This window comes from Emticicia sp. C21 (genome assembly GCF_003418935.1).
Classification (GTDB): domain Bacteria; phylum Bacteroidota; class Bacteroidia; order Cytophagales; family Spirosomataceae; genus Emticicia.
In genome coordinates this window covers 184,263-203,744 of sequence record NZ_QVMT01000003.1, presented here as the reverse complement: position 1 = coordinate 203,744, position 19,482 = coordinate 184,263, and the positions used below count along the sequence as shown (strand labels likewise).

Sequence of the window (19,482 nt, the reverse complement as noted above, 5' to 3'; positions counted from 1 at the left end):
TGTTTTCTATTTTTGTTGTGTAATATTCTACATTAGTAAAAAATCATACCAAAGTCTAAGGCATTGAGTTTAAAAGATAAAAAAATATTGCTAGGGATCACCGGTAGCATTGCTGCTTATAAAGCCGCTATGCTTATACGTTTACTAGTAAAAGACGGAGCACAGGTACGCGTGATAATCACCGAATCGGCCAAAGAATTTATTACACCACTTACACTGGCTACTTTATCCAAAAATCCCGTCTTGTCATCATTCACCAAAAATGAAACAGGCGAATGGAACAATCATGTGGAGTTGGGCCTCTGGCCTGATGTGATGCTTATTGCCCCTGCCTCTGCACATACAATTGCCAAATGCACCAACGGTATTGCAGACAATCTATTGGTAGCTACCTATCTTTCAGCCAGGTGCCCTGTCTTTTTCGCTCCGGCTATGGATTTAGATATGTATAAGCATCCAAGTACCCTGGGCAATTTAGAAAAACTGGTATCTTATGGCAACCAGATTGTTAATGCCGAATATGGAGAATTAGCCAGTGGTCTGGTAGGCGAAGGCCGTTTGGCAGAGCCTGAGCATATTGTTCATGAACTGCAACGTCATTTCTTAAAGAATCCTGCGCTGAAAGGGAAAAAAGTATTGATTACTGCAGGACCAACGCAAGAACCTATTGACCCTGTTCGATTCATCAGCAATCATTCGTCAGGTAAAATGGGATTTGCCATAGCCGAAGCCTTTAGAATGGCTGGTGCCGAAGTAAGTATTGTTAGTGGCCCGGTTTCGATTCCAACACCGATTGGCATAAAAGTTGAAAAAGTTTTCTCGGCCCAGCAAATGTATGAAGCAGTAGAGAAACAATTCGCCGAAAGTGATATTGTGATTCTGGCTGCAGCCGTGGCAGACTATACACCCATGCACGTAGCCGATAAAAAAATCAAGAAAAAAGAAGACGTTTTTAATATAGAACTGACCAAAACCATCGACATTGCAGCGACTTTAGGCAAGCAGAAAAAAGCTAGTCAGTTTATTGTAGGTTTTGCTTTGGAAACTGACAACGAACTGGAAAATGCCAAAGGAAAACTCGAACGGAAAAATTTTGATTTGATAGTACTCAACTCATTACAAGATAAAGGGGCTGGTTTTCGTTATGATACCAACAAAATCAAAATTATAGACCGGGCAGGCAATCTCTATGATTTTGATTTGAAATCGAAACAGGAAGTGGCGGAGGATATATTGAATATGGTTGTTGAAAAAATGCATTAATCAGGTTATAACCTGTGATTAAAATAGATATGAAGAAAATACTAAGTTTATTATCGGTTGTTTGTTGTTCTGTAGCAAGCTATGCACAGGAACTCAATTGTAATGTAACCATTATATCTGATCAGATTAATGCACAGCAGGCTGCTGAAAAGCAGGTGTTTGTGGATATGAAAATGGCTATTAGTGACTTTATGAATAATAAGAGATGGACAAACGACATCTACTCTCAGGAAGAGCGTATAAAATGTAATCTTATTATTACGTTTACAAAGTCGCCACAACAGAATGTGTTTCAGGGGAATGCGCAATTTCAGGTAATCAGGCCTGTATATAATACAACCTATGAAACTTTGTTGCTTCAATATGTTGACAGGAACTTCAATATCACATTTTCGCCGGAAGACCGTCAGATGAATTTCAACGAACAATCTTTTACCAATAACCTGACTTCTATACTAGGTTTTTATTCGTTGATTGCACTGACGCTTGATTATGATAGTTTTTCAAAAACAGGAGGTGCTCAATTTCTTACCCGTGCCTATAATGTAGCTAATATGGCTTTTAGTTCAGGAGTATCTGGTTGGGAGCAAACAGGTGATGTGAGAAATCGCTATTGGTTAGTGGAGAATTTACAGAATCAGCAGTTATTACCTTTCCGTGAGGGCTTCTATACCTATCATAGATTGGTATTAGATAATTTTACCAACGACCCGGGTAATGGGCGCAGACAAGTACTTGAGTTCATGAACTCAATTAAAACTTTACAGCAGTCGAGAACTAACTCGGTATTAATGAATAGTTTTTTAGATGCAAAAGGGCAAGAGCTGGTAAATATTTTTTCAGAAGCAACAAAGGACGAAAAACAAAAAGCATTTCAGGTGCTTTCTTCTATTGACCCATCAAAAACGGAACTTTACCGTAAATTAGTGAAATAGACAAAAATAAAACTGCGTTTTGTCCTATTTTGGTATAGTCTTTGAATAAGAATCAGTAATTTAACATGCTTTCTATTATAAGCTGAAGTCAGCTTGCCATGTGATACTTTTATGAAAAAGTGTCGAGCTTGTATCCATGATAGTCAAATATTCATTTGACTGATAGGTGCATGACAGATTATTGCGCTTAATAAAAATTCTGGCGTAGTCTTCTTTCTCTTTTTGAGCAATTAAATTGTTAATTTCAGTTAAGACTTCCTCAATAGTATTCAAAGTATTCTTTGTAGATGTTTTCATCTGTATGTTGGGTTTATGGAATTTATGTCACGTAAAAAAGTACAAATTAAATCCGGGAAAAATGGTTTCGCACGCTAACAAATTTCATACCATTTTTTTTGAATTTTCCTCCTGCTACCGTTCGATAAGTTTTTAATTTGTTTTTAAAATTTTGATAATCTGAAAACAGATTTTTTTTCTTTTCTCATAAAATTATCAAAAGGTAGCAAAAGTTTGTCTTTGTTATTAAGCGGCATAAAATCAGCAAAAAACACAACACTTTTTAGCTAATTCTGAAGTACCTATAAACAAAAATAAATACAATTTGCCTTATTTACAAGGTTTTGGTATGATTATTTCTTAGATATTTGTGGGACATCGTAATGGTCACTCCAACCCTCCCGTGAATGAGCATTTTTGCTCTCCTATTAATGTGTAAAGATGCTCATTGTAGGGAGGTGTTGGAAGTGATTAAAACTCTAGGGGGACGGTTCGTAATCGGTATATCTTACGTATCAAATCTTTTCGGTTCCGGGAATATATCTTTTCTGATGTTATTAGAAAAATACAATTTCTCTTTTCTCAACAAGATTTACAGATCGATTTATATATAATCAATATGTATTAAGAATATTCACTCAATAGCAATTGTCAGTAAAAGTGGAGTCGATTTTCAACTCCACTTTTCTTTTTTAATTACTTTCTACTCTTTGGGTGTACTCAACGTGCTTTTAAAATCCTTCTTACTCAATTCTCAAATAAAATTACAGCAGTTTGTTTTTAGTGTTAAATTCTCTCAATAGCAATTGTCTTTCTATTCAACCTCATCATTAAACTTTTAGAAACAGCAGTTTGGACGACTTAATTTTTTCAATAGCAATTGTATTATCAACTTTTTGGACCTAAACTCAACAGCGGGTACTTTTTGGGATTCTTTACTTTATAGCAATTGTTTCAATCTCAATTAATAGCAATGGTACTTTCTGGTAATTTTTTCTCACCGCGTGGCGGCCACTCAATAGCAATTGTACTCTAAACTTTTGCACTCTAATAGCTAAAACATTTAACTAGCGGTCTTTTGCGTTGTTCCGTTTTGTTAATACAAATTTATACTTGTTTTAAAGATTGAATGCCCCTTTTTCGATGAACTGCATAAAATGAAACCTTTTTGGAAGTATTTTTCCGGTAATTGGCAGCAATATAAAGTTAACTGGTAGTTTATTTTGGATAAGTGGCAGAATTATCCGATATTTGGCAGGAATACAGGTGTAAATAAAAAGCAGATATAGTAGCTATATCTGCTTTTTTTTAAGAGATATTATATGCGAAATTTTACTTCACATCCAACACTACATATCGCACTTTCTTGCGATCGTTGGTATAGGTGATGTGTACCAATCCATCGCTTGATTGAATGATAGCAGGGTAGCTGAATTCACCTTTAGGCTCGTCTTCAAGTACGCATATGTCTTTCCAGTTCACCCCATCGGTTGAAACCGCTACATTCAGTTTCTGACGGCCATTCGACCATTGTTTACCTCTGGTTAAGGGATTATACACAATTACCTGCTTGCCATTTTTCAAGGTTACCGCATCAGTACCAGAGTTTGGATTCAATAAGCTTGTAGTTTTCAATGGACCCCATGTTTTACCACCGTCTTTTGACCAGGTCTCTACCACATAGTTTTGTTTACTGCGACAAAGCAATTGCATACTGCCATCAGCATATTGCAGGATACTTGGCTGAATTACACTAAAGGTATCGTTTTCAATCGGAATCTTCGTCCAGTTTTTGGCATTCTTATCTGACTTTTCTAAATGGATATGCCAGATATTTCCTTTCACACTCTCGGTACTTGTCGGATACAGAATATCTCCGTTTGCCAATTGAATTGGTTTGTTTTTAATTGGCCCTAGCATGCCCTCTGGTAGTTTTTCCGCTTTCGACCATGTTACACCATTATCAGCCGATGTTTTCATTTCTCCCCACCATTCTCTCGGGTTCTTTCCTACTTTATAGTAAAGAAACAATTTACCTTCGTTAGTTTTAAACAATACCGGATTCCAGGTTGGGTATCTTAACTTATCGTCAATCACACCATCCGCAACCTTTTCAGGTGCCGACCACTTGCCATCTTCATATCTCGCAGTCCAGATACATACATCAGGGTTAGACTCACGGGTACCGGCAAACCAGGCAGCCAGCATTTTACCTTTCGATAATTCTACAATGGTAGAGGCATGGCACTCAGGGGTGGGAGGATTCTCAAAAATATTTTCCTTTTTCAGGATAGGGCTCTGGGAAAAACTATTTTTAACGCACAATAAACAAATCAGAATAAATAGGTGTTGAAGTTTCATAGGAATCAATAGTTTTTAAATGAATAGTATTTGGGAACGTCTAGCCGGAAACGTATAGTTATCGGATTCGTATAAAGGATCAAATATGCTTTACGTGTTTGGCTGGTTACGCTCAATAAATAAAAGATGAATATTTCTCAAATATCATAGATTAATACGAATTTAATACAATATATTACTATCCATCTGATAAAAACTTATACATTCACTATTGATTCAGACTAAAAACAGGTTAAACTCATTACTATAAATCTTGACTTATGGAGGCCGTGCTAGAATTTTTAGGGAGTATTCCCTGGTGGGCATATCTGCTATTGATACTTATTTTATTAGCATTAAGAGATATTCTACAGAAGAAACATACCATTGTTCATAACTTTCCGATAGTCGGACATTTGCGCTATTTTATTGAAAGTGTTGGCCCTGAATTCCGCCAGTATATTGTTGCCAACAATAGAGAAGAGCTCCCCTTCAACCGTCGCCAACGCTCGTGGGTGTATGCTTCTTCTAAAAAAGAAAACAATTTTCAGGGCTTTGGAACCGACCAGGATATGCATAGCGCAGGCTACAACTTTATTAAACCTGCTATGTTGCCGTTTAAATTACCCGCAGGGCATCCGAATATAGCGAACCCTTATCTATGTCCATCGGCCAAGGTTATCGGCGAATATCATAAACGCAAGCACCCCTATCTACCGAAGTCAGTTATCAATATATCTGGTATGAGTTTTGGCTCTTTATCAGCACCAGCTATTGAGGCACTGAATGTAGGTGCTAACAAGTTTGGGTGCTATCATAATACAGGTGAGGGAGGCGTATCAGCCTATCATAAAAAAGGGGCCGATGTAGTGGTTAATATCGGAACGGCTTATTTCGGTGTGCGGGACGACAACGGCAATTTTGTGATGGAAAAACTGGTGAAGCTTTGCCAGAATAACCCTTCAGTCAAAATGATTGAACTGAAACTCTCGCAAGGAGCTAAACCAGGCAAAGGAGGTGTATTACCTGCTTCTAAAGTAACGCTTGAATTAGCCGAAATCCGTCACGTGCCTATGGGCAAAGATGTGATTTCTCCTGCCAGCCATAGTGCTTTTTCCAATATTCCCGAAATGGTCGATTTCATTGAAAAAATGGCAGCGGCCACCGGCTTACCCGTAGGCATTAAATCGGCCGTTGGTAAACTGGAAATGTGGGAAGAATTAGCAGATCTGATGAAGAAAACCGGAAAAGGGCCTGATTTTATTAATATTGATGGTGGCGAGGGAGGTACGGGAGCAGCTCCCCCAAGTTTTGCCGATCATGTTTCATTGCCATTTGTTTATGCGTTTTCATCGGTTTACCGGATTTTTCAGAAAAGAGATTTAACAGAAAAAATTACCTTTATGGGTGCCGGGAAGTTGGGCTTACCTGATACCGCCGTGATGGCCTTTGCTATGGGTGTAGATGTAATTAATGTTGCCCGTGAAGCCATGTTATCTATTGGTTGTATTCAGGCACAGGTTTGTCATAATAATACCTGTCCTACAGGGGTAGCAACCCAAAACAAATGGCTTCAATCAGGAATAGACCCGACCTTAAAAAGTGAAAGGCTCTATAATTACCTAAAAACTCTGACCAAAGAGATTTTGGAGATATGCCACGCCTGTGGCTACGAACACCCCAGCCAGTTTATGATGGACGATGTGGACGTTGCTATGGGCGACAATAACCGTACGCAATCGCTGCGTAGCACCTATCTATACCAGAAAACTCCGGTAAAATTTGAAGGCTTTCAGAAGTTATTGGATAATCCCTATCTGGGCGGAAAGGGGTCGCATGGTTAAGCAGCTGTCAATAAGTGTTTGATAGTCTCCTATTCCAATTTCTCAGAACAGGAGACTATTAAGCTTATTAGATTTATGACCTTTTTGGTCCTATTGAATCATACACAATCACTTTCTCCCAGAGGTGTGAGTAATCTTCAATGAATTTCAAGTGAATCGGGTGTTTCTGATAGATTTCTTCTTCTTCCAGATTATCAAAAAACAATAACCACGAAACGGCATAGCCACGCTCAATTACACTACGGTTAGTGCTTGCAGGTATACCGATATGTACCATTTTGATTTCAGGTACTTTTGATAAAATGTTTAATCCTTCTATCAATTTAGCTTTATCAGCTTCATTACCCGGATTCTTCAAATAGAAGTACACATGATGCACAAATAGTTCTTTGGCTTTGTTCTCATCAGAAGCAAAAACCGGAGCAGCAACAACTGAGGCAAGGGCAGTTGTTTTCAGGAATTTTCTACGTGTTGTAATTTTCATTGATTATTTGATTTAAGTCTTTTGTTATTCATTCAGAGAAACAGGTTCTCATAGGTTTTAGGCATTGCTGTGAGAGGTTTTATTTTTATATCACGATAGAATACCTCTGCGGCCTCGCTTTGCAATTGTATTTTACCACTGGTCATAGGAATCTCTTTTCCATCAGGTTGTATGTAGCGTGAGTTTTGCAGCACCATAACTACATGCCCATTCACAATGTGCAGGCTTTTACCATTGTAACAAATGAGTTCGAGCGTAGTCCATTCTCCGGCAGGGCTTTCATAGTTGCCTGAACGCATACAATAATAATCGCTTTTGCTTTTAAATGTGCCGAATGGCTGTTTATGGTCAGCGACTCTATTCATAACCCCTTCTGACTGGAAAGAGCGTATATCAATCGCTGAATTGGCCTGACACCAGAAATCGCCCATATGCCCCTCCATAATCTGAAATTCCTGCGAGAGCATCCATGAGCGAAAGTACTCCGCACCCGCTTCACCTATAGAATGGTAGAGTATACCCGAATCCCGTAACTTATTGAGTCTTGGTTCATACTTTTGTTTTCCCCATTTTACCTGCAATTTCAGATGATAGTTTTCATACGTTTTGCGGGTAAATAAGCAACCATATATCTCGCCGCTTACACGCAATACAGGGCCTTCTTTCTCATTTAACACTGAAAACACACCTGATTTATCTTTATTATACCCAATAGGCTGAATAGGATTACCTGATGCATCAGTCGGTATTTTTCCATTATAATTGTCCTTATGCGCATAACTTAAATAGTTCTCCCATTGGCTTAAATCCTTATCTAACAAGAGTGTCCATTCATCAGGTTTATTCATAGAAGGAAACAGGACAATCGAAAAAACTACCAATAAAGGCAGATACAGGTATTTCATGTGCGTGTTTATTTAATTATTCAATCAGGTTAACAATGCAAAACTAGTTTGAAATAGACGCTTGCTTATTGTAAAAATCCAATATATCTTGGTGCTTTTCTATGTAGTTGTAAGATTATGAGAAGATATGTTTTACATACCCCCTTTAGCATTTATCATTTTGAGGCGAGTACCTGGGTACACTCTGTGCATAAGCATACCTATTTTGAGATTATTTTCGTTTTGAGAGGAAATGGAATCCATAATATCAATGGGAATACCTATGCGTATTCAGACGGAGATGTGTTTTTATTAGGTCCTGAAGATTACCACCATTTTGAAATTGCCGAAATAACTGAGTTTTGCTTTATTCGCTTCAATGAGTCGATTTATAATGTGCCAACTGAGCATAAAGAGCATACCTGGCAGCAGATTATGAAAACGCTGTTATATACATCATCACAAAGCAGAGGTACAATAGTATATGATAAGCATGAACGAAAAAAGCTACATAATCTACTGTGGGTGCTGGAAGAAGAATATGAAAATCAGCAATCTCAATATTTTGAACTGATTCGGAACAGTATCATGCGAAGTATGATGATTATTCTGGCAAGAAATCTATTTGGACAAATACCTAACAGTCCGATACTGAAAGATTCGGTAGAAGCTATTTTTATGTACATTAAGCAACATATACATAATCCGGCAGAATTAAGTATCGAACATTTAGCCGATGTTTTTAATTATGCTCCTGACTACATTAGTATATTCTTTAAAAAACATACGGGCGAATCCCTCAAACAATACATTACCAAACATAAAATGAAACTCATTGAAGCACGTTTGCTATTTAGTCAGCTGACCATTACAGAAATTGCTGATGAATTTGGGTATACTGATGAAAGCCATTTCTGCAAGCAGTTTAAAAAATTTACAGGTGAAACGCCAACGGCTTTTAGGAAAAGGGATTGATAAACATTCTCTTTCTCTTCAATCCATCATTTTTTTCCTTATCTTCGGATTCTAAAAACTCCCTTAACAAACTACTCCATGAAAAAATGTTTACTCCTGATATGGATATGTATTTATACTTCATCGGCTTTCTCTCAAACGAATGCAGTTATTAAAACTGTGCTGGAAGACATAAAGACATTTAACAAGCAGGAATCTACTGGTGATGAAGATACCTCACCCTATCCTTTTGGTAAAAATCGTGAAGAAGATTTTCTGCGCAGATACCAGTTCTATAAAAAGGAATGGGATAAACTGAATAGCATTAACGAAAAAGACCTCAGTTTTGACGATCAGATAAATATTGCCCTACTGAAATACACTGTTAACGATGAGTTGATTTCTTATGAATACAAAGAATATCTTAACCCTATTCTGGCCGATGCAGGTTTTCATACAGGTTTACCCGGTATGGGCTCTCGTACTTATTCCACCAAAAAGGAATTTGACCGTTATATTAATTCCTTAAAAGGTATCCGCCTGTTTGTAGACGAAAATCTGGACTTAATGAGAAAGGGCTTGGCTTTAGGTATTTCGCAACCCAGTGTATCGCTAAAAGGTTATGAAGCCACCTATAATAGTCAGATTGTAGATAGTTATGAAAAATCAGGTTTCTGGCAACCATTTAAGGTAAAGCCCACTGCTATTTCAGATACCGACTGGGCACAATTGCAAGCCGAGGGCAAAAAGCAGATTGAACAAAGTGTGATTCCGAGCTTTCAAAAAATAAGCGATTTCTTTGAGAAAGAATATCACCCCAAAACGCGAACTACCTTAGGGGCTTCGCATTTCCCGAATGGCAAAAAGTATTATGCCGAAAAAGTAAAGCATTATACCACTACCAATATGACTCCGGATGAAGTCTATAATATTGGTTTGAAAGAAGTAGAGCGCATCAAAAAAGAAATGCAACAGGTGCTGGATGATGTAAAATTCAAAGGCTCAATCAAAGACTTCATCAACTATTTAAGAAATGATCCTAAATTTTACCCAACCTCAGGTGAGCAATTATTAAAAGAAGCTTCTTTTATCGCAAAAAAAATTGATGGCAAGCTTCCTCTCCTGTTTGGTAAATTACCTCGTCAGCCTTATGGCGTTGTGCAAGTGCCTGATTACCTTGCCCCTACTTATACAGCAGGAAGATACAGCGGAGCAAATATCAAATCAAAAAGCTCAGGTAACTACTGGGTAAATTTGTATAATCTACCAAGCCGTACGCTCTATACACTTGAAGCATTGACTTTACACGAAGCTGTACCTGGCCATCATTTACAAATAGCTTTAACACAGGAATTAGAAAACCTTCCGGAGTTCAGGAGAAACCTTTACGTAAATGCCTATGGCGAAGGTTGGGGATTATATGGAGAGTTTCTGGGCTATGAATTAGGCTTATATAAAGACCCTTACAGCCTCTTCGGTCGGCTAACTTATGAAATGTGGCGCGCCTGTAGATTAGTAATAGATGTAGGTATTCACGATAAAGACTGGACAAGAGACCAGGCCGTTAGTTTCCTTGCAGATAACACCGCCCTATCACTTCATGAAGTGAATACAGAAATTAACAGATACATCTCATGGCCGGGACAGGCACTAGCCTACAAAATCGGAGAAATAACGATTAAAACTCAACGCAAAAAAGCAGAAATGCTATTAAAAGATAAATTTGATGTAAGAGCCTTTCATGACTTAGTACTTTCTCAGGGAACAGTTACGATGTCTATCTTAGAGAAAATGGTAGATAAGTATATTGATGAAGAATTGAATAAGAAAACGAAGGAGTAAATCAAGTGTGGCACGCTTCGGCACTCAGAGGACTTTCTACTTTTTCAATAATTTAAGAATTTATACCTGTTAAGGATAGATTGCTAATAATGGCACTATATTCCCAGGCTAACCGTGCCACGCTCTTTTGAGTCCGAGTAGAAGCGTGACACGGTAGGCTATCATACCCAATCAATCCCCTTTTTCAATAAGCCCAGAGTCTTTTCTTCCTCACTCCCTGCTTCGGGCTGGTAATCATATACCCAATTAGCAACCGGAGGTAAACTCATTAAGATAGATTCTGTACGTCCATTGGTCTCTAAGCCAAACTTGGTACCTCTATCCCATACCAGATTAAATTCTACATAGCGACCACGACGAAGCATCTGCCAGTTAGTTTCACGTTCTCTGTAAGGCAAAAGGCTATTCTTTGCCATCAAGTGCGTATAAGTGGGAGCAAAACTCTCTCCTACCGATTGCACAAAGGCAAATATATCTTCTTTTGGTGTTTCGTCTTTTGGTTTCAGATAATCAAAGAATATCCCCCCCACCCCACGGGTTTCATTTCTATGTGGAATAAAGAAGTAATTATCTGCCCATTCTTTATATTTTAGATAGTACTCGACAGAGTGTTTATCGCAAGCCGTTTTTAATTGTTGATGAAACCAACGGGCATCTTCCTCAACCACATAATGGGGAGTCAGATCAATACCCCCACCAAACCAACAAATACCGTTTTCTAACTCAAAATAACGCACATTCATATGAATAATAGGCACCATTGGACTCACAGGATGTTGCACAATCGAAACTCCAGTGGCAAAATAGTTTGACTTTTCTGTCAGATTCAATTGTTTTTGCAGTGCATCGGATACCTCACCCGAAACAGCCGAGAAATTTACTCCACCTTTGGCAATGATATTTCCGTCTGTTATGACGCGGGTTCTTCCTCCACCGCCACTATGGTGCTGCCAGAGATCTTCACGAAACTTTCCTTTGCCATCTGTATTTTCTATGGCTTCACAAATATTATTTTGAAGGGTCTTGAAGTATTCGGCAATATTTTCTTTGGATAACATAAGATTCTTTTCAAATTTTGTGACAAATTTAGCGACAATAAACAGCTACTAATAGAAAATTTCTTTTTTATCTAGTAGAGATAGGTAAAATATTGACTGATGTTTAGTAATCACTAAATCACACATTCACTCAATCATTCAATGATTATATGCAACTAAAAGGATTAACAGCCATAGTTACAGGAGGGGCATCAGGATTAGGAGAAGCCGTAGTAAGAAGATTCGTAAAAGCAGGTGCTAATGCCATTATTGTGGATGTAAACGAGGAAAAAGGCAAAGCATTAGCAGATGAATTAGGCACGGTAGCTGAATTCGTGAAATGCGACGTCTCTTCTGAACAGGATGCACAAAATGTCATGAATCAGGCACTAGCCAGATTTCAGGCCATTCATATTCTGGTTAACTGTGCCGGAATTGCACCACCTGCCCGCACAGTTGGCAAAGAGGGGCCTCATTCACTGGCTCATTTTCAGAAGATTATCAATATCAATCTGGTAGGTTCATTTAATATGATTCGTCTGGCAGCTTTTGAGATGTCGAACAATACGCCGAACGAAGACGGTGAAAGAGGCATTATTATCAATACAGCCTCGGTAGCAGCCTATGACGGGCAAATCGGACAAGCGGCCTATGCTGCCTCTAAAGGTGGTATTGTAGCCATGACGCTACCCATAGCCCGTGATTTATCAAGAAACGGCATAAGAGTAATGACTATAGCACCTGGTATTTTCAAAACACCTCTAATGGCCTCCCTACCGGAAGAAGCACAACAATCATTAGGTCAACAAGTACCATTTCCACCACGTTTAGGTCGTCCGGATGAATATGCTCAATTAGTCCAAAGCATCGTAGAAAATACCATGCTCAACGGCGAAGTAATTCGTTTAGATGGAGCTATCAGGATGGCACCGAAATAATTTAATGAGTGAATTAGTGATTGAGTGAATGAGTGATTAGTCGCCGCATACGGTGATTAATAGTTTAGCTAACACCCATTTAGAGTCAATTGAATAAAATCACTAATTCACTCAATCACTCAATCACTCAATTATTCTCATGTTCTCACTAGACAATATCATTCGTCCTCATATCCTGACCTTAACACCTTATGCTTCGGCTCGTGATGAGTATACCGGAAAAGAAGGCATTTTTTTAGATGCCAACGAAAACCCATTCGGGGCTGTTATCGCTGGTAATTATAATCGTTATCCAGACCCCTATCAGGCTGAAATCAAAGAAAAACTGGCCGTTATTAAGAGTGTTCGCCCAGGACAGATTTTTTTGGGAAATGGTTCTGATGAGGCTATCGACTTGTTAATCCGTGCTACTTGTGAGCCGAAAGAAGATAATATCATTACGATGCCACCCACTTATGGCATGTATAAAGTATGTGCTGATATTCAGAATACCCCTGTAATACAGGTATCGCTTACCTCTGATTTTCAGATTCGGGTTGATGAATTATTAGCGGCTGTTAATGAACATACTAAACTCATTTGGGTTTGTTCGCCTAATAACCCATCAGGCAATTTAGCCAAACGGGAATCTGTTATTGCCATTCTGGATAATTTCAAAACAGGTTTAGTCATTGTTGATGAAGCCTATATTGATTTTACAGAAGAAGAATCATTTACGAAGCTATTAGACACTTATCCGAACCTAGTAGTATTACAAACTTTCTCAAAAGCATGGGGATTGGCAGCACTCCGTTTCGGAATGGCCTTTGCTTCGGAAGATTTGATTAAGATTCTGAATAAAATCAAATATCCTTATAACCTCAATGCCGTTACACAAGCCTTGATTCTGGAGGCATTGGATAATGAAAAGAAGAAAAATAACTATGTGCAGGAGATTCTAAAAGCCCGTACTAATCTGGTTAATCTTTTAGGCAATTTATCTGTAGTGAAATATATTTATCCGACAGACTCTAATCAGCTATTAGTAAAATTTGATGATGCCAAAGGTGTTTTCAAATACCTGATTGATAGAAAAATCATTACCCGAGACCGTTCGAATGTGCAGTTATGCGAAGGTTGTATCCGTATATCCATTGGAACCGATGCCGAGAATGAAGTTTTGGTTGAGGCGTTGAAAGCATACTAGTAGATAGAGATGTATCCCGTAGGGATGCTATATCGGTAGAAAATAAGAAAAGTTTAAGAGTTGAGTCCCGTAGGGACGGTATATTAATATATCGTCCCTACGGGACTCGTATTATCTATTTGGATAGCTCTACTACCGATATAACATCCCTACGGGATACATATTCGTCATTATAATTTGTCCCTATCTCACATCGGTTCCTTATTATTATTATTCATCTTAAACTCACTAGTTGAAGGATAAATAGTAATCCAATACTCTTTGGTTTCTCCACTTAATACTTTTGTATTAATTTGGTCTTTGCCGTTATTGGCAATCAGGCCAAAAATCAAATCCTGTTTTACGGGTGCTGAAGAGATATTCTTATATACTAGTCTATACTCTCCATAACCAATCTTTTTCGTAAATGCAGGCAGGTGATTGTTGGCATTAAAACTATTCCCATAAACCGGATGCAAACCACTTATAGTGTTTTTGCAATAGCAAACCAATTCGCCCGATTTGGTATAGAGCCAATACTCACAAAAACTATTGGCTACGCCCTTATCAACACCTACATAAGTAACGGGCATCATCACAACACTATGTGATGGGAAATCGAAATTAATATCCGGTGGCGTAACCTCACGAAAATCAAAGATATGCACGCCTGCTTCACCTTGTGCATTTTTTATTACCTCTGTTGTCAGCGTGTCAGGCTGAACTACTAAGTCATCACCATTTTTAACTAGAGGCTTTATAGAGGGTTTACCCCCTCCTCTGGCAGCTAACTGCTTATTTGGAGATTCAAAATAAACAGGCGTAGGAACTACATTGGTACAGGCTACAGCAGCTATTCCGATAAGGGAATAAAGGAGGCTTTTCTTAAAAAATTTACTCACAATCTTTGGGGTGTAAAGGCAAAATTCAAAAAATGATTAACGGTGTCTGACGATTTTAATTTTATACCCCTCTGATATTCTTCATATAATCCAATAGTTCGACCAGATTATGCTATAAATAAACAAGGGTGTAAAATCGCTTTTACACCCTTGACTGACAATTGATTAAAAAGGTTGGAATGGACGAATTACTTTTCTGTACTTAACCAGTCTTTTCTTACTTTTAATTGTGCCGGAGTCGGATTATCAACCAGTTTCAATACGTTTTTCTCGGTTACATCAACTACCATTGCTGGTGAAGACAATTTAATAATTTCTTCTTTACCTTCACTGTTTTTGCGGGCAACTTCCATAGTTACCACGTCTCCCTCCTTGGTATTGTTATTATACTCATCCAGAATATGCTGTGCTTTCTGAACATCAAATGCCTGTCCGTTTAATGATACGATTTCATCATTCAACTGGTAACCCATTTTCTTACCAAACTCATTGATTTTGCTTACATTACCAATTTTAATACGTTTGGTTTGCGCATTGAATCCTAAGCTGATACCTCCTAAGCTGATTTTTTTAATAGTAGCCTCCGGTAAATATTCAATACCCACTAATTGCAAAGTTTCAGTCAATGGCAATGGCTCAGGGCCATCTACATATTTATCAAAGAAATTACCAATTTCAGGATAAGTCAAAGAAGTAATCTTAGCAAACAATTCATTGTCTTTGAATGACTGCGTTTTACCATAGGTTTTTGCCAGTTCACGCATTAATGTTTGCGTACCGGCTTTACCATCTGATAGTTGACGTAGTTTAATGTCTAAGCACAAACCTATCAAAGCACCTTTGTTATACACGTTCATGTATTGGTTTTTATATTTATCTAATACCCCTAAGCTCATTTCAGTAAATGGTAGCTTATCGTTCATCATCTTCATGGTTGTCATTTTCTGGCGCAACATATCCAGATACTGAGGCATCTCTATCAAACCATATTTAATCTGCATATGTCCGGCAGCATATTCTGTTAGTCCCTCATATAACCATAAGTGTTTCGACATTTTAGGTGTATTGTAATCAAAATCACCTATTTCTTCTGAGTGGATACTTAAAGGCGTAACAATATGGAAAAATTCATGCGATGCCACGTCTTTCACAGTTTGCGAAAGCTCTTTAGAAGTGCCCTCAGGTAAATAGTAGAATGATGAATATGAATGCTCTAAGGCGCCATAACTCATCAGATTCGGATTATCAGATAATACAATCAGGAAAGCATATTTTTGAATAGGCAATTTACCACCCAGGTATTCTTTCTGTGCATTAAGCAGGGAATTGATATTGGCAGCGATTTCTTTAGAATTAGCCTCTTTGTTAGGAGAAAATACCGAGACTAATATATCAGCACCACCGATTTTCAACACAGTTGTATCTGGTTGCGTATAAAGGATTGGCGCATCAGATAAATCCATGTAATTAGCTGCTTCGAATACATCTCTGGTTGCCGTAGTAGAAGCAAAGTTCATTGAAGTAGCTCCGTAGAATCCTGTAGGCTTGGTGAAGGAAATCTGATAAGGTAATTTTTTCATACCATCAAAATAGCCGAAGAAACAGAAAGTGTTGATCGCAAATTTCTTATTGGCATCAATATCACTTCCGGCTGGCTCAAAAATTTTCTCACCTTTAATTTCCGGAGAATCCCAGGTATCATCTACTTTATAGGTAATTTTGCTAAGACTTTGAGCATTTCTGATAGTCCAGCTATTAACATCGGCTTTATCAACAGGCAATGCTTCTCCTTTCGCATTAAATGCCTTAAAATCTGATACATAACGGCCAAAATCATAATTGGCATAAGTACCCGGTACAATCTTAGGCAGGAAATAAGTTATCTGGTCTGTATTAATTTTCGGCGCAACTAAAGTCACCTCTAATTTATCGTTTTCAACTTTGGTCAAATCAACAGAGAATTGATAGAGGTTATCTTTTTGTGTGGAGGTTGAAGAACTTACAGATGCTTTTCTGGTACAAGCCGTCATTACGGCCATAGTCAGAAGCATATATGCTATTTTTTTCATAGATAATTATATAATTTGTAATAAATAAAACTCACTTAGTTCATAAAAACGTGTAAAGTTACCAAATCGTATGAGACTATAAAATAGACTGAAAAAGCAAAGGATTATTGAATATATAAGAATGCATTCGTAGAGACGTATTGCGATACGTCTCCTAGGGACTGTCTAATCATACAAATATGTTTATATGACTGAATCAAAAGCATAAACAATCATTTTTATGCGCACAGGCTAATGGAGACGTAATGCATCGCGCGGCGAACCGTTACATCTCTACGAAACACAATAAATTTTAGTAGCCTGTTATTAATCAATTAACATCCTTTCCCTCTTCCAGCTTCTTTATCATTCCCTCTACACTGTTCTTATTCAAATCATCCGGTGCTTGGGTCAGGGCTACCTTCATGTGTTCCAATGCCTTTTTATAATCTCCTGCAGCTGAGTATCCTCTACCTAAACCAACATTGGTAGTAAATTGATTTGGATTTTTGTCATAATTAGTTTTAAAAACTTTCAGTGCCTCCTGCGATTGTTTCATTCCTATTAAAACCCGACCATACTGATGTAATTCAACCATACTGCCCATCGGAACCGCTTCATCCATTAAGGCTTTGGCTTCTCCCAGTCTGTTTAGTCTGGCTAATACACCAGCTTTGGTACTTAAAGTCTGAAAATTCTTTTGGCCTACAAAACGTGCTGTAATAGCCTCATCAGCCCAGGCAAGTGCCTGTTCTAATGCTACATTGTTTTGCATGCAATAATTAGCCGCCTGCACAAAAGATTGCCATTTAAAACCGGGTTTGGTATGTAATTCGTTTCTGAAAGACGCTAATTGAACCTTATTTACATCTACTTCTACTTTAAAAGGAATCATGCGTTTTTCCCATAACAGCGCAATAGTAGCCGAATTATCTGTTTCGTTCATAAACTCATATTTCAGCCATTCTACGCTTTTATCTAAAGGCTGGCTTTTTACATTTACACGCAACGCATCCTGTGCAGGGTCATAGTAAAAACTACCCCAGGAATTATTAGCCTTAGAGAAGATTAGTGTATTGTCAGTTTCGCCCAGAATAATATGAAAGCCATACGTGCCTGCGGCTAAATCTTTCCCTTCTATTTTTACATCATTAGAGAAGCTGATAGTGGTATTTTCATTGGCACCTGCACGCCAGGGAGCAGCTTTGCTGGTTCCAAAACCTAAGTCAACCAGACCATAGTGTGCGACTGGGGTACCCCAGATTTTACCCTCACGTCCTTTTACAGCAGGGCGACCATAATTAATGGTTATGTTGGTTATCCCGATCTGTTCTGATACTGATGCTTTTTTGTTTCCTCCGTCAGGAGCAGCAGTGAGGTCACCCTGGGCAAATGTCATAAAGCCTGCTAATAGCAAACCCATAGCAAGTAGAATTGTCTTTTTCATGATTTTAATGATTGTTGATTAAATAATAGTAATAATGAGGCTTATCAGAAGCACGGCAAATAACTAAAAAAAAATGCGTTCTCCATCACCCATTTGTGGGGATATTTCGTTGTTAATCAGATTCTGCTATCAGAAAGCATCTTTTTCAACACTCAAACACGCTATTTTGCCTTAATTCCTCTGGAAAAATTCTATTTTTGCGAATCTTAAACAATAAGGCTATGATATTAGATTTTTCAATTGTCGATGTATTTGCCGAGCAAAAATATCAAGGTAATCAATTAGCTGTTTTTCATAATGCCAATGGCTTGACTGACGAACAGATGCTTCGGATTGCCCGCGAAATCGGTTTTCAGGAATCAACTTTTATTCTTTCAGATAAAGCAGTAGAAGGGGCTTATGACGTAAAAATCTTTACTCCTGAATACGAAGTGCCCTTTGCCGGACACCCGACACTCGGCACAGCTTATATTTTAATGAAGGAATCAGAAACTGAAGTAACGCTGAATCTCAAAGTTGGAAGAGTTCCTGTGAATGTAGCAAACGAAATACTCTGGCTCGAAATCACTAATCCGACCTTTGGAGAAACTTTTACTACCGATGTAGCACCCTTACTAAGTATAAAACCGGAAGATATAGACGAAATCATGCCTATACAGCTGGTGTCTACTGGATTACCTTATCTGATTATTCCTGTAAAAACGTTAAAAGCCATTCAGGAAATGCGATTGGAAGAAGTAGCTATTAAAGATTGGTTGACACGAAATAAGCTCTACAAAACCAACTCGCCCGATGGTCTGACGGTTGCTTTCTTCGCCTTTACAGCTGAAACCCATGCCCACGCCAATCATTTGCACGCCCGTATGTTTTGCTTAGAAAATGACAAAATTGTAGAAGATGCCGCCACCGGAAGTGCTAACTCTTGTTTATTGGCTTACCTGCTTAAACATGAATTACCGATGATACATAAACTGGTAGAGCAGGGATACGAAATGAAACGCCCGTCATTAATCAATATCAAAGGAGAATTAAACCAAGAGGGAAGTTATAAATTACAGGTAGGCGGCAAAGTAAAATTAGTAGCACAAGGTAAATGGTTTGTGTAAACGCAAAATTTTGCGAT

At 38.2% G+C, this 19,482-nt stretch carries 16 protein-coding genes; 8 read left to right on the top strand and 8 right to left on the bottom strand.

From position 1 onward, the window contains the following. The first annotated feature begins 63 nt into the window (after window positions 1-63). Both coaBC and D0T08_RS08490 read left to right on the top strand, forming a co-directional pair. Window positions 64-1,263: a bifunctional phosphopantothenoylcysteine decarboxylase/phosphopantothenate--cysteine ligase CoaBC gene (gene coaBC, locus D0T08_RS08495; RefSeq protein WP_116982192.1), complete on the top strand. Its 1,200-nt coding sequence runs from the start codon at window positions 64-66 to the stop codon at window positions 1,261-1,263. A 29-nt stretch (window positions 1,264-1,292) separates the two neighbouring features. After that, a complete protein-coding gene (locus tag D0T08_RS08490) occupies window positions 1,293-2,198 on the top strand; it encodes a DUF4835 family protein (protein WP_116982191.1) in 906 nt (301 codons plus the stop codon). Window positions 2,199-2,273: 75 nt separating this feature from the next. On the opposite strand, the gene D0T08_RS08485 is transcribed toward D0T08_RS08490, so the two are convergent. Then, window positions 2,274-2,495 (bottom strand): hypothetical protein, encoded by a 222-nt coding sequence (locus D0T08_RS08485; RefSeq protein WP_116982190.1) that lies wholly within the window; start codon window positions 2,493-2,495, stop codon window positions 2,274-2,276. 1,311 nt (window positions 2,496-3,806) lie between these two features. Further along, complete coding sequence (locus D0T08_RS08480) at window positions 3,807-4,835, bottom strand: exo-alpha-sialidase (protein WP_116982189.1); 1,029 nt, start codon at window positions 4,833-4,835, stop codon at window positions 3,807-3,809. A gap of 260 nt (window positions 4,836-5,095) precedes the next feature. Between D0T08_RS08480 and D0T08_RS08475 the strand changes: the two genes are divergently transcribed. Continuing rightward, window positions 5,096-6,658, top strand: coding sequence for an FMN-binding glutamate synthase family protein (locus tag D0T08_RS08475; RefSeq protein ID WP_116982188.1), 1,563 nt, complete (start codon window positions 5,096-5,098; stop codon window positions 6,656-6,658). 73 nt (window positions 6,659-6,731) lie between these two features. Here D0T08_RS08475 and D0T08_RS08470 read toward each other — a convergent pair whose 3' ends face one another. Together D0T08_RS08470 and D0T08_RS08465 are read right to left on the bottom strand one after the other, a co-directional pair. Further along, entirely contained in the window at window positions 6,732-7,142 is a 411-nt protein-coding gene (locus D0T08_RS08470) for a Dabb family protein (protein WP_116982187.1), read from the bottom strand. A gap of 32 nt (window positions 7,143-7,174) precedes the next feature. Continuing rightward, the gene (locus tag D0T08_RS08465) at window positions 7,175-8,047 is read right to left on the bottom strand and encodes a DUF1080 domain-containing protein (protein WP_116982186.1); all 873 of its coding nucleotides are present in this window, start codon (window positions 8,045-8,047) and stop codon (window positions 7,175-7,177) included. Window positions 8,048-8,164: 117 nt separating this feature from the next. Between D0T08_RS08465 and D0T08_RS08460 the strand changes: the two genes are divergently transcribed. Beyond that, entirely contained in the window at window positions 8,165-9,001 is an 837-nt protein-coding gene (locus D0T08_RS08460) for an AraC family transcriptional regulator (RefSeq protein ID WP_116982185.1), read from the top strand. A 78-nt stretch (window positions 9,002-9,079) separates the two neighbouring features. After that, window positions 9,080-10,822: a DUF885 family protein gene (locus tag D0T08_RS08455; protein WP_116982184.1), complete on the top strand. Its 1,743-nt coding sequence runs from the start codon at window positions 9,080-9,082 to the stop codon at window positions 10,820-10,822. A gap of 161 nt (window positions 10,823-10,983) precedes the next feature. On the opposite strand, the gene hemF is transcribed toward D0T08_RS08455, so the two are convergent. Then, complete coding sequence (gene hemF / locus D0T08_RS08450; RefSeq protein ID WP_116982183.1) at window positions 10,984-11,880, bottom strand: oxygen-dependent coproporphyrinogen oxidase; 897 nt, start codon at window positions 11,878-11,880, stop codon at window positions 10,984-10,986. A gap of 149 nt (window positions 11,881-12,029) precedes the next feature. Here hemF and D0T08_RS08445 point away from each other — a divergent pair, with 149 nt between their 5' ends. Together D0T08_RS08445 and hisC are read left to right on the top strand one after the other, a co-directional pair. Beyond that, a complete protein-coding gene (locus tag D0T08_RS08445; RefSeq protein WP_116982182.1) occupies window positions 12,030-12,797 on the top strand; it encodes a 3-hydroxyacyl-CoA dehydrogenase in 768 nt (255 codons plus the stop codon). A gap of 139 nt (window positions 12,798-12,936) precedes the next feature. After that, window positions 12,937-13,983: a histidinol-phosphate transaminase gene (hisC, locus tag D0T08_RS08440; RefSeq protein ID WP_116982181.1), complete on the top strand. Its 1,047-nt coding sequence runs from the start codon at window positions 12,937-12,939 to the stop codon at window positions 13,981-13,983. 188 nt (window positions 13,984-14,171) lie between these two features. Here the strand turns inward: hisC and D0T08_RS08435 are convergent, their stop codons facing one another. The 3 genes from D0T08_RS08435 to D0T08_RS08425 all read right to left on the bottom strand — a co-directional run bounded on the left by D0T08_RS08435 (window position 14,172) and on the right by D0T08_RS08425 (window position 18,359). After that, window positions 14,172-14,864, bottom strand: coding sequence for a hypothetical protein (locus D0T08_RS08435; protein ID WP_116982180.1), 693 nt, complete (start codon window positions 14,862-14,864; stop codon window positions 14,172-14,174). Window positions 14,865-15,052: 188 nt separating this feature from the next. Continuing rightward, window positions 15,053-16,933: a peptidase M61 gene (locus tag D0T08_RS08430; RefSeq protein ID WP_116982179.1), complete on the bottom strand. Its 1,881-nt coding sequence runs from the start codon at window positions 16,931-16,933 to the stop codon at window positions 15,053-15,055. Between the two features lie 310 nt (window positions 16,934-17,243). Beyond that, complete coding sequence (locus D0T08_RS08425) at window positions 17,244-18,359, bottom strand: DUF2911 domain-containing protein (protein ID WP_116982178.1); 1,116 nt, start codon at window positions 18,357-18,359, stop codon at window positions 17,244-17,246. Window positions 18,360-18,580: 221 nt separating this feature from the next. On the opposite strand from D0T08_RS08425, the gene D0T08_RS08420 reads away from it, so the two are divergent. Continuing rightward, window positions 18,581-19,465, top strand: coding sequence for a PhzF family phenazine biosynthesis protein (locus D0T08_RS08420; protein WP_116982177.1), 885 nt, complete (start codon window positions 18,581-18,583; stop codon window positions 19,463-19,465). The last annotated feature ends 17 nt before the right edge of the window (window positions 19,466-19,482 follow it).